Below are 11050 nucleotides of genomic sequence, written 5' to 3' on the forward strand. Positions count from 1 at the left end.
CAGACAGGGCGCGTTATCGTTGACGTCCATCACGAGCAGGCTCGCTCCCACAGGGGATTGGGGGGATCTGCCAAAGTCAGGTCGGCTTTAAGGCCGCCTCGCCTTGGCTTTAGATTTGGGCGCCCCGTTAAACCACGATGGCCGAACGCAGGCATTGCGTAGTGGGTAAACCGGTAGGACGCCGGTTTAGCCGCGCTGGGCCATGGATGGCCCATCGCGGCGACCCACGGAGCAATGCCGGAGTGAGGGCATGCCGAGCCTAGGCGAGGCACCGAGTGGTGGGGCAAAGCCTTTTGGTTCCTTTTTGGCGTTTGAAAAAGGGACTCGCCGTAAGGGCGAAACCATAGGTGGCCGTTACCGCAGCAATGGATATGTACTCGATAAATATCCCAGTAGGCTTTCAGGGCAATCCACGTACCCCTAGTCCGCTTTGACGATGAATGATTCCCCGCTCAATCCGATGATCCGTCACAACTGGCGCAGTTGCGCAGTGAGATCGGGAGAATTGAGTGATGCACAGCATGCGAGAAAAGACCCAGGACGAACGTGATCTGCTTGAACGGGCACGCCGCCTGGTGCCGGCACTCAAGGCACGCACGGCGCAGGCCGACAAGGACTTGAAAGTGCCAGTGGAGAGCGTCCTCGAGTTGCAGTCCGCCGGGTTGCTGCGGGCCTTGCAGCCACGGGCGTTCGGCGGTTATGAAGTGGACCCGCGCACCTTCTTCGAAATCCAGACCATCCTCGCCGAGGGGTGCATGTCCACGGCCTGGATCTACGGTGTGATGGGGGTTCACCCCTGGCAACTGGCGCGGTACCCGATCGAAGCGCAGCGCGAAGTCTGGGCCGATGACCACAACGCGCTGATCTGCTCGACCTATATGCCGGCGGCCAAGGTCACGGTGGTCGAGGGCGGTTACCGCATTAGCGGGCGTTGGGGTTTCTCCAGCGGCAGCGAACACTGCCAATGGGTATTCCTGGGCGGCATCCTGCCACCCGATGGCGAGTTGGCCGCCGAGCACGGCACTTTCCTGCTGCCGCGCCACGACTATCAGATCGAACGTAACTGGGACGTACTGGGCCTGCGCGGCACCGGCAGCCATGACATCGTGGTCGAGGATGTATTCGTCCCGGCCCATCGCGTGCAACGCACCAATAACTGGACCCTCGAAGCGACCCCGGGGCGCCTGGTCAACACCAACCCGATCTACGCGATCCCCTTCGCCCAGGTGTTCTCCCGCGCCGTCTCGACCTCGGCCATCGGCGCCCTGCAGGGTGCGATCAACGAGTTCCGCGACAACGCCGCCAAGCACATCGGCAAGCACGGCGCCCGTACTGCTGACGATCCGGTGGCACAAACCGCCGTTGCCGAAGCGATGATCACCGTCGACGGCCTGCGCCTGGTGCTGGAGCGCAACTACGAGCATCTGATGAGCCTGGCCCGTGCCGGCGAATACCCGGACACCGAGACCCGTCTGCAGTATCGCTACCAGTCGGCCTATGTGACCAACATCTGCGCCGAACGGGCCAACGACCTGTTGCGCAGCATGGCGGCCTCGGGCTTGTACAACACCAACCCGGTGGCGCGGCTGTTCCGCGACCTGCATCAGGCGCGCGGGCACATCGCCAATAACTACATGGCCTACGGCCGCAGCTACGGCGCGGTGATGCTCGGTCTGCCCAACCCGGACCCTTACGTCTGAGACCACGGCGCCCGTTTCGACACCCCTGGGTTTACACCTGTCCGTGCTGCACGGCCAGGTGGTCATGAGTACCTGACCTATGAACAATTATCTTGCCCTGCGCGTGGCGCGAGTGATCGAGGAAACCGCCGATGCGCGCTCCCTGGTGTTCGACGTGCCGGAGCATCTGGGCGAACGTTTTCGCTATCAACCCGGCCAGTTCCTGACCTTGCGCGTACCCTTCGAGGACGGCTGGCTGCCCCGTTGTTATTCATTGTCCAGCACGCCGTTGCTGGATGAGCCGTTGCGGGTAACGGTCAAGCGCGTGCACGAGGGACGCGCCTCGAACTGGCTGTGCGGCGAGTTGCAGGCCGGCCAGACCGTGGAGGTGCTGCCACCGGCCGGGGTGTTTGTGCCGCGCAGCCTCGACGGCGACTTGCTGCTGTTCGGCGGTGGCAGTGGCGTGACCCCAGTGCTGTCGATCCTGCGTTCGGCGTTGCTCGCGGGAACAGGCCGGGTCCTGCTGATCTATGCCAACCGCGATGAGTCCTCGGTGATATTCAAGGATGAACTCAGACACCTGGCCAGCGCTCATCCGCAACGCCTGCAAATCGTCCACTGGCTCGATTCGGTGCAGGGCATCCCGAGCGTCGGGCAACTGGCCGAACTGGCGCGGCCGTTTATCGATGCCCAGGCATTCATTTGTGGTCCGGGCCCGTTCATGGACGCGGCTGTCAGCGCGCTCAAGGGCCTGGGCGTGCCGGATCGTCGGGTGCATGTCGAGCGCTTCGTCTCGCTGCCCGGTGAAGGTGAGCTGCCGCTGGTGGCCAGCAGCGAGGCCGCCGTGGCCGCGCAGTTGGCGGTGCGCCTGGATGGCGAGGACCACCAGCTGGCCTGCGACAGCGGCGAGACCGTACTGGCCGCCATGGAGCGTGCCGGCCTCAACCCGCCCAGCGCTTGTCGTGTCGGTGGCTGCGCCTCGTGCATGTGCACCCTGGAAAGCGGCGAAGTCGAACTGCTGCACAACGATGCACTGGATGCGGGCGACCTGGCCGAAGGCTGGATTCTGGCCTGTCAGGCAGTGCCCACCAGCGCGCAACTGCGTATCCGCTTTCCCGATTGATGAGCCCGAGCCCACGATGAATCAGAGCCTGAACCTTGCCGCGTCCCTGAGCGCAGCCCCTGTCACCCTTGCCCAGTTGGTCTTTAGCAGCGCCGAACGTTTTGCCGGGCGCACGGCCATCGAGGAAAACGGCCAATGCATCGACTACGCCGACCTGCCCGAGCGCGTCATGGGCTTTGCCCGGGGCTTGATGGCTCTGGGCATCCAGGCCGGTGACCGGGTCGGTATCTGGGCGCCGAACAGTGGTGACTGGATCCTCGCGGCGCTGGGCATTCAGTGCGCCGGTGCGGTACTGGTGCCGATCAACACGCGGATGAAGGGCCTTGAGGCCGCCGATGTGCTGGAGCGCAGTGGCTGCCGGCTGTTGTTTGTCCCGCAGCGTTTTCTCGACGTCGACTACCCGGCGCTGCTCGCGCCCCATCGACCAGCCAGCCTCGAACACTTGGTGATGCTCGATGGCGACACCCCCGGGCTGTCTTCGGACCTGACCCTTGCACAGTTTCTACGCGGTGCGGCGACCATCGATGCAGATAGCGCCAGGCACCGGGCATTGGCGGTCGGCCCCGAGGCCATGTGCGACCTGTTGTTCACCTCGGGCACCACCGGCAAACCCAAGGGCGTGATGAGCGGCCACGGTCAGAACCTGCGGGCCTTCAGCGAATACGTCAAGGTCATCGGCCTGGTGCCGGACGACCGTTACCTGATCGTTAACCCGTTCTTTCATGCCTTTGGCTACAAGGCCGGTTGGCTGACCTGCCTGATCGGCGGGGCGACCATCCTGCCCCATGCGGTGTTCGACGCAGAGCAGGTGTTCCAGCGCATCGCCCGTGAGCGCATCAGCGTCCTGCCCGGCGCACCGACGCTGTACCTCTCGCTGCTGGCCCATCCGCAGCTCAAGCAGACCGACCTGTCGAGCCTGCGTATCGCGGTGACCGGGTCGGCGAGCATCCCGCCGAGCCTGATCGAGCGCATGCGCAATGAGTTGGGGTTTGCCGTGGTGACCACCGCCTATGGCCTGACCGAGTGCGGCGGACTGGCGACGATCTGCGATCCACAAGACTCGGCGCAGGTGATCGCCGGCACCAGCGGACGGCCGATTGCCGGCACCGAAGTGAGCATCCGCGACCCGCACAACCAGGCGCTGGACGCCGGGCTTACCGGCGAGATCTGCCTGCGTGGCTTCCACATCATGCAGGGCTATTTCCAGAACCCCGAAGCGACCCGCGAAGCCATCGACGCCGAAGGCTGGCTGCACACTGGCGATGTCGGGCGCCTGGACGAGGCGGGCAACCTGATCATCACCGACCGGCTGAAGGACATGTTCATCGTCGGCGGTTTCAACTGTTACCCGGCGGAAATCGAAGCAGCGCTGATCAGGCACCCGGCCATTGCCCAGGTGGCAGTGATTGGCATCGCCGATGAGCGCATGGGCGAGGTCGGGTGTGCCTGCGTGGTCCTGCGCGAAGGCAAAGAACTCGACGAGGCGCAACTGATCGCCTGGAGCCGAGAGCAGATGGCCAATTACAAGGTGCCGCGCCAGGTGCATTTCTTCAACGCCTTGCCATTGAATCCGTCGAGCAAGGTGGCGAAAAACGAACTGCGTGCGGTGGTGGCCAACAGCGCTCAGGCATGAAGCGTACGCCACTCACCAAACGGACGATGCGCAGGGGAGCGGTTTTTTTCATGCTGCGGCGACACCCGCAAACAACAACAAAAAGGAGAGGAGCATGTTCACCCGAAACCTGGTTACGCGCCGTCCGGGGAGCCTGATCGATGGTCGCTGCCTGTTGGCAACGGCCATTACCTTCGTCAGTGTGACGGCCAGCGCTGCGCCGACCCTCGAACTGGGGGAAGACACCACCCTGGATTCGTCGCTGACGGTCAACTACACCGCATCCATGCGTACCGCCAAACAGGCTCATCAATACCTCAATGACCCGAACAACGACGACGGCACGCGCAACTTCAAGCGCGGTTCGTTGATCAACAACCGTCTGAGCCTGTTCGGCGAATTGCAGCTCAGGCACGACAACCTCGGTGCGGTGCTGCGCGGCAGTCAGTTCTATGACGATGTCTACAACCAGAAAAACGCCAACGATTCGCCGCAGACGGTGAACAAGACCGGGCACAACGATGGCTTCAGCGACGAAACCCGCAGGCTCAGTGGCAGCATGGCACGACTGCTCGATGCCTATGTGTATGGCAACTTTGAAGTCGGCGAGACCCAGTACCTGTCGCTCAAGGCCGGGCGGCATCTGGTGGCCTGGGGCGAGAGTCTGTTCTGGCCTAACATCAGCCAGGGCCAGGCTCCGGTGGACGCGACCAAGTTCAACGTGCCGGGTACCGAGGCCAAGGACTCGTACCTGCCGGTAGGGCAGGTGTCCGGGTCGTGGTCGCTGAATGAAAACCTGGCGCTGGTGGGCTACTACCAGTACGAGTGGGAAAAGACCCAGCTCAACCCTGTTGGGGACTATTTTGGCAGCGATACATTCGGTCCCGGCGCCGAGTTCTTTCGTCTGGGCAGCGGTCAGGTCGACCACCTGCCCAATGGTCTGGCGGTCGGTTATGGCGGTGCGAAAGACGCCAGCGACAGCGGCCAATGGGGCCTGGGCGTACGCTACCGGATCACCGAGAACACCGAAGTGGGGCTGTTCCATTACCGCTATAACGAGCGCATCGGCTCGTTGTTCTTCGACTTCACCGGCACCACCCAATACTCGTCGCTCAAGAGCATCGGCCATGATGGCAGCGCGCCGTCCTATCGCCTGGGCTATTTCGAAGACGTCAAGCTGACGGGCATTAGTTTCAGCTCCAAGGTCGGCGACTCGGTGCAGTATGCCGGTGACCTGAGCTACCGCGATGGTGCCTCGGTCTACCTGAACAACGGCGCGCCGACCACCGGGCAGATCTGGCAAGGCAATCTCAACGCCATGTACATCCTGGGCCCAAGCCTGCTCGCCCAGCAGACTACCTTCATGGGTGAAGTGGTGCATCAACACATCGACGGGGTGGACAGCCTGACGATCACCGGTGGCGGCGCCGGCGTGGATGGCACCTTCGACAAGTTCGAGTCGAAGACCCAGACCCGCGGTTCGACCCTGCTGGGCATTGGCGCCTACATGGACTACCCGTCCATCGCCACGGGCCTGGACCTGAGCACCAAGGTGGTATGGACGCAGAACGTCGACGGCAGCGCCTATCAGGGCCTGGGCCGTGACGAGAAACGCCTCACCGTGGGCGGCGATTTCAAGTACCTGGGCAACTTCCAGATCGGCATGACCTACGTCGCCTACCTGAGCTCGCCGGATGTCGCCCAGGGCCGATTGCTGGCTGACCGCGATTACCTGTCGCTCAACGCCAAGTACACCTTCTGATGATCATGGCTGCGTCGCGATCTGGCGACGCAGCCACCCTTTGTAGCCTGATAACAATAAAGAGAGGCCTGTCATGAATCCTCGTCCGACCCCGTCAGCGTTCAGCCCTATCGCGATTGGTCCACTGACCCTGAAAAACCGCTTTATAAAATCCGCGACCAACGAGGGCATGAGTGCCGGGGGGGTGCCTTCCAAACAGCTGGTCAAGCTGCACTCGGCCCTGGTCGCGGGCGGCACCGCCATGACCACCGTGGCCTATTGCGCTGTGAGCAGCGATGGCCGCACCTTGCCCAACCAATTGACCCTCGCCCCATCCAGCGTGCCGCACTTCAAGGCGCTGACCGACGCCGTGCACCAGTCCGGTGGACTGGCCAGCGCGCAGATCACCCATGGCGGCTGCTTTACATTTATTCGCGAGCGTTCGACCAAGCGTCCGCTGTCGGCCAGCGGCGGCTTCAACAAGATCGGATTGATGAGCGGCATGTTCCTCAAGCAGGCGATGAACGAAGCCGACATGCAGCAAGTGGTGCGCGATTTCGCCCAAGGCGCGCGCCTGGCACGTCAGGCGGGTTTCGATGCGGTGGAAATCCACATGGGCCACGGCTACTTGCTGAGCCAGTTCATTTCACCGATGTACAACAAGCGCCGCGACCAGTACGGCGGCAGCCTGGAGAACCGCCTGCGCTTTCCGCGCCGAGTGCTGCGTGCGGTGCTCGATGCGGTCGGCCAGGAGATGGCGGTGATCTGCAAATACAGTGTGACTGAAGGCGTGCGCGCCGGTAACAGTGCCGAAGACGGGGCGAATATTGCCCGCATGCTGGAAGAAGAGGGCGCGCACCTGCTGGTGCTCAGTGCGGGGATGAACGCCGAGTCGATCACCACCATGTTCGGTTCCTCGTTCCCCAAGGAAAACCGCGTGCAGCAGAAGAACAAGATCATTGCCTTGGCGATGGCCATCCAGCGTCGCAAAGAGCCAACCGTGGAATTCCGTGAGCTGTATTTGCTGGAGCATGCGCGCAAGGTGCGCGCTGCGGTGAAAATGCCACTGGCTTATCTGGGCGGCGCCAAGAGCCTGGCGAGCATCGAAAAAATCATGGCCGAGGGTTTCGACCTGGTCGCCATGGGCCGGGTGTTGCTGGCCGAGAATGACTACGTCAACAAGCTCGCCAGTGGCGCCAGCCGCGACTCGATCTGCACCGCCTGCAACCGCTGCGTGGCGATGATGTACACCCCCGGCGGCACCTCCTGCGTACTGGGCCAGCCCGGCGATGCCGTGTTGAACAGCCAGAAGGCGGCAGATCGCTAACAACACAAGAAACCAATACACCACAAACCCTGTGGGAGCGGGCTTGCCCGCGATAGCGGTCGGACAGTCAACATTGATGTTGAATGTGCTGGCCCCATCGCGGGCAAGCCCGCTCCCACAGGTTTTGGGGGTGTTTGTCGATTAGCCGTTCTGCAGGAAGTCGATGCAACTGCGGTTGAACAGTTCGCGGTGTTCCACCTGGACCCAATGCCCGCAACGATTGAGCACGATGAATCGGGCGTTTGGCGCGCCGTCGATGATGCGCTGCGCGCCACTGACCGGGTTGAAGTGATCGTTGGTGCCCCAGAAACCGAGGATCGGGCACTGAATCTCACCCAACCGCGTTTCCATGTTCGGCACCATCATCGTACTGAACAGGTTCTTCGGCTGGGTCACCGCCACCGCCACGCGTTCCAGCAGCAGGCTTTCCGGCAGGATCGAGTCATCGAACAGCTGCAGGCGCATCATGCTGCGCATCTCCTCCATGCCGATGGGGCCTGCGTTGAACAGGCTGACCATGCGCACGATGCCCTCCATCTTGAAGTAGGTCTCGCGCTCCTCGACGCCGCCGGGTGCCAGCAGGATCAGGCTCTGGGGCAGTTGCGGCAGACGCAGGGCCAGACCCAGGGCGATCGCGCCGCCCAGCGAGTTACCCAGCAGCGTGCAACGCCGCACACCGACGGCCTCGAGGAACGCCGCCACGCAGTCGACGAAGAAATCCAGGTTGTACTGCACGTCTTCGGGTTTGTCCGAGCGGCCGAAACCCGGGAGGTCGAGCACGAGGTTGCGATAGCCCGCGGCGACGAGTTGCGGGTAGTTGCCTTTGAAGTTGCTGAAGCCACTGGCGCCCGGCCCGCTGCCATGCAGCCACAGCACCACCGGGCCTGCGCCCTCATCCAGATAGTGCAGGCGCAGGCCGTTTGGCAGGCTTGCGTAATGGCCGACGGGCAGGGGCAGATCTACGGGTTGGTTCATGGGGTTCTCCATTGACGGCGGATTCATGAAGCACAGCCGCGCCAGGCGCTGCAGCAAGGTGAATGCATCGTATTGAACAGAAACGCTGCGCCTGGCGTGGTGCGCGCCCAAGAATGCTGGGCCCGTACGGCGTTGCCGGCATCGTCCGTTCAGACCACGCAGCGATAGTCCCATCGGACGATGTGTGCCATGGCACTTGCCGCTAATCATTCAGTGGACGGCCGCACTGCAGGGGCAGCGGGCCGCAGCGTATTTGCACATTCGGAGATTGCTATGAAGTTACTCAACAAAGTGGCGTTTGTGACCGGCGCCGCGCAGGGCATGGGCCAGGCCATCGTGCGTGGTTTTGTCGCCGAAGGCGCGAAGGTAGTGGCTGTCGATCTGAATCAGGCGGCTCTCGCAGAGAGCTTGGCAGACCTGGGCGACAAGGTGCTGGCCCTGGCCTGCAACGTCGGTGACGGCTCCTCCGTGGCCGATGCGATGGGCCAGTCCGAGCAGCACTTCGGCGGTCTCGACATCCTGGTCAACAACGCCGGTGTGGGCGGGCTGGACAGCTTCCTCGAAACCCCGGACGAGAGCTGGGCGCGGGTGATCGGCGTGAACCTGGGCGGCACCTTTCTGTGCTGCCGTGAAGGCGCCAAGTTGATGGTCAAGGGTGGCCGCAAGGGCGCGATCATCAACCTCTCCAGCACTGCCGCGCTGACCGGCGAAGGCCCAAGCCACTACTGCGCCTCGAAAGCCGGAGTGATGGGGCTGACCCGTTCGATCGCCCGTGAACTGGCGGCCAGCGGTATCCGCGTCAACACCTTGGTACCGGGGCCGACAAACACCCCGATGATGGCCGGCATCCCTGATGAATACATGCAGGCGCTGCTGAAAAACGTGCCCTTGGGGCGCATGTGCGAGACCGACGAGATCGCCCGGGTCGCGGTGTTCCTGGCCAGCGAAGACGCCAGTTTCATGACCGGGCAGAACATCGCCGTCAACGGCGGCATGGCCTTTATCTGATCAGGGAGTCACCCATGAGCAAGCGTTTACAAGGAAAAATCGCCTTCGTCACCGGCGCCGGTTCCGGCATCGGCGAAGCCACCGCCCTGCGATTTGCCGAAGAGGGTGCGACGGTGGTGTTGTGCGGGCGACGCATCGAGCCGCTGCAAGGCGTGCAGGAAAAAATCCAGGCCTTGGGCGGCCGGGCCGAGATCGCCGTGGCCGATGTCAGCGATGAACAGGCCTATGTCGGCGCGCTGCAAGCCACCGCGCAACGTCACGGGCGCCTGGACATCCTGGTCAACAATGCGATGGCCTACACTTGGGGCGGCATCGACACCATGACCACCGCCGACTGGCACGCCAACTTCGCCACCACCGTCGACGGCACCTTCTGGGGCACCCGCACCGCGATGCAGTTGATGAAGGAGCAGGGCGGCGGTTCGATCGTCAACATCGCTTCGATCTGTGGCCTGTTCGGCACGGCATGGATGGCCGGTTACTCGGCGGCCAAGGCGGCGGTGATCAACTTCAGCCGGGCGGCGGCCAGCGAAGGCGCACCGCACAACATCCGCTGCAACGTGATCATCCCGGGCGTGGTCGACACCCCGGCCACCGCCGGCATGCTGGGCGATGCCAAGACCCGCAGCAACACTGAAAAAGTGATCCCGATGAAACGGGTCGGCCTGCCGGTGGAACTGGCCAACGCTATTGTGTTCCTGGCCAGCGACGAGGCTTCGTATGTCACCGGCGCCAGCCTGGCGGTGGATGGCGGACGCGGTTCGGACCTGTACACGGTGCTCGACTGATGAACCAGGACACGAACCCGTTGCTGGCGCGCATCGACCGCCTGGAGTCGCTGGACGCGATCCGCCAACTGGCCGGCAAGTACGCTCTGGCTCTGGATATGCGGGACATGGATGCCATGGCCAACTGCTTCGCCCCGGACGTACGCGTGGGCCGCGACAAGAGCGGTCGCGCGCACCTCAAGCTGTGGCTGGACGAAACCATGCGCAAGCAGTTCCACGGCACCTCCCACCACTTGGGCCAGCACATCATCGAGTTCAGCGATGCCGATCACGCCACCGGCGTCGTCTATTCGAAGAACGAGCATGAGACAGGTCCCGAGTGGGTGATCATGCAGATGCTGTATTGGGACGATTACGAGCGGATTGACGGGCGCTGGTGCTTTCGCCGCCGCTTGCCGTGCTACTGGTACGCGACCGACTTGAACAAACCACCGATCGGCGGCCTGAAAATGCGCTGGCCAGGGCGCGAGCCGTACGCCGGTACCTTCCATGAGCTGTTTCCGTCCTGGGATGCGTTCTGGGCGCAACGCCCGGACAAGGATGCCTTGCCGCAGATCGCGGAACCGGCACCGCTGGAAGGCTTCCTCGCCAACCTGCGCCGGGGGGCGGGTGATCCGAAGATTCGGGTGCGTTGAAAACCGTGGGTTCTTTTAAAGCCACTCGCTCCGGCAGGGTAGCGCTGGTTGCCTATTGGGAATGGATTGGATGGTGTACATATCCATTCCTGCGGTAACGGCCACTGGCGGTTTCGCCCTTACGGCGAGTCACTTGGAAGAGCCCCAAGTAACCAAGGGCTC

General features: G+C 63.1%; 10 protein-coding genes. 9 read left to right on the forward strand and 1 reads right to left on the reverse strand.

What is annotated here, in order from left to right:
* Positions 1-512: 512 nt before the first annotated feature.
* From PMI31_RS22660 to PMI31_RS22680, 5 genes are all read left to right on the forward strand, one after another.
* The gene (locus tag PMI31_RS22660) at positions 513-1700 is read left to right on the forward strand and encodes an acyl-CoA dehydrogenase family protein (RefSeq protein ID WP_008021055.1); all 1188 of its coding nucleotides are present in this window, start codon (positions 513-515) and stop codon (positions 1698-1700) included.
* Positions 1701-1779: 79 nt separating this feature from the next.
* Positions 1780-2802, forward strand: a complete 1023-nt coding sequence (locus PMI31_RS22665) for a ferredoxin--NADP reductase (protein WP_008021057.1) — start codon at positions 1780-1782, stop codon at positions 2800-2802.
* Between the two features lie 16 nt (positions 2803-2818).
* Positions 2819-4435, forward strand: a complete 1617-nt coding sequence (locus PMI31_RS22670; RefSeq protein WP_008021059.1) for a FadD3 family acyl-CoA ligase — start codon at positions 2819-2821, stop codon at positions 4433-4435.
* Positions 4436-4529: 94 nt separating this feature from the next.
* Entirely contained in the window at positions 4530-6176 is a 1647-nt protein-coding gene (locus PMI31_RS22675; protein ID WP_008021061.1) for a DUF1302 domain-containing protein, read from the forward strand.
* A gap of 73 nt (positions 6177-6249) precedes the next feature.
* The gene (locus tag PMI31_RS22680) at positions 6250-7482 is read left to right on the forward strand and encodes an NADH:flavin oxidoreductase (RefSeq protein ID WP_008021063.1); all 1233 of its coding nucleotides are present in this window, start codon (positions 6250-6252) and stop codon (positions 7480-7482) included.
* A gap of 141 nt (positions 7483-7623) precedes the next feature.
* Here PMI31_RS22680 and PMI31_RS22685 read toward each other — a convergent pair whose 3' ends face one another.
* Positions 7624-8457, reverse strand: coding sequence for an alpha/beta fold hydrolase (locus PMI31_RS22685; RefSeq protein WP_008021064.1), 834 nt, complete (start codon positions 8455-8457; stop codon positions 7624-7626).
* A 273-nt stretch (positions 8458-8730) separates the two neighbouring features.
* Here PMI31_RS22685 and PMI31_RS22690 point away from each other — a divergent pair, with 273 nt between their 5' ends.
* Genes PMI31_RS22690 through PMI31_RS31930 form a run of 4 tightly spaced genes read left to right on the forward strand, consistent with a single transcriptional unit; the run spans position 8731 to position 10986 of the window.
* A complete protein-coding gene (locus tag PMI31_RS22690) occupies positions 8731-9465 on the forward strand; it encodes an SDR family NAD(P)-dependent oxidoreductase (RefSeq protein WP_008021066.1) in 735 nt (244 codons plus the stop codon).
* A 14-nt stretch (positions 9466-9479) separates the two neighbouring features.
* A complete protein-coding gene (locus PMI31_RS22695) occupies positions 9480-10253 on the forward strand; it encodes an SDR family NAD(P)-dependent oxidoreductase (protein WP_008021068.1) in 774 nt (257 codons plus the stop codon).
* Positions 10253-10888, forward strand: a complete 636-nt coding sequence (locus PMI31_RS22700) for a nuclear transport factor 2 family protein (protein ID WP_008021070.1) — start codon at positions 10253-10255, stop codon at positions 10886-10888. The genes PMI31_RS22695 and PMI31_RS22700 overlap by 1 nt, the downstream gene beginning before the upstream one ends.
* Before the next feature lie 5 nt (positions 10889-10893).
* Positions 10894-10986, forward strand: a complete 93-nt coding sequence (locus PMI31_RS31930) for a DUF6186 family protein (protein WP_443217033.1) — start codon at positions 10894-10896, stop codon at positions 10984-10986.
* The last annotated feature ends 64 nt before the right edge of the window (positions 10987-11050 follow it).

The sequence above is a fragment of the Pseudomonas sp. GM55 genome (assembly GCF_000282395.1).
In the GTDB taxonomy this organism is placed as follows: domain Bacteria; phylum Pseudomonadota; class Gammaproteobacteria; order Pseudomonadales; family Pseudomonadaceae; genus Aquipseudomonas; species Aquipseudomonas fluorescens_CC.

Excerpts from the sequence above, each read along its gene's own strand:
- PMI31_RS22660 (WP_008021055.1), top strand. The coding sequence starts at position 513 with ATGCACAGCATGCGAGAAAAGACCCAGGACGAACGTGATCTGCTTGAA.
- PMI31_RS22665 (WP_008021057.1), top strand. The coding sequence starts at position 1,780 with ATGAACAATTATCTTGCCCTGCGCGTGGCGCGAGTGATCGAGGAAACC.
- PMI31_RS22670 (WP_008021059.1), top strand. The coding sequence starts at position 2,819 with ATGAATCAGAGCCTGAACCTTGCCGCGTCCCTGAGCGCAGCCCCTGTC.
- PMI31_RS22675 (WP_008021061.1), top strand. The coding sequence starts at position 4,530 with ATGTTCACCCGAAACCTGGTTACGCGCCGTCCGGGGAGCCTGATCGAT.
- PMI31_RS22680 (WP_008021063.1), top strand. The coding sequence starts at position 6,250 with ATGAATCCTCGTCCGACCCCGTCAGCGTTCAGCCCTATCGCGATTGGT.
- PMI31_RS22685 (WP_008021064.1), bottom strand. The coding sequence starts at position 8,457 with ATGAACCAACCCGTAGATCTGCCCCTGCCCGTCGGCCATTACGCAAGC.
- PMI31_RS22690 (WP_008021066.1), top strand. The coding sequence starts at position 8,731 with ATGAAGTTACTCAACAAAGTGGCGTTTGTGACCGGCGCCGCGCAGGGC.
- PMI31_RS22695 (WP_008021068.1), top strand. The coding sequence starts at position 9,480 with ATGAGCAAGCGTTTACAAGGAAAAATCGCCTTCGTCACCGGCGCCGGT.
- PMI31_RS22700 (WP_008021070.1), top strand. The coding sequence starts at position 10,253 with ATGAACCAGGACACGAACCCGTTGCTGGCGCGCATCGACCGCCTGGAG.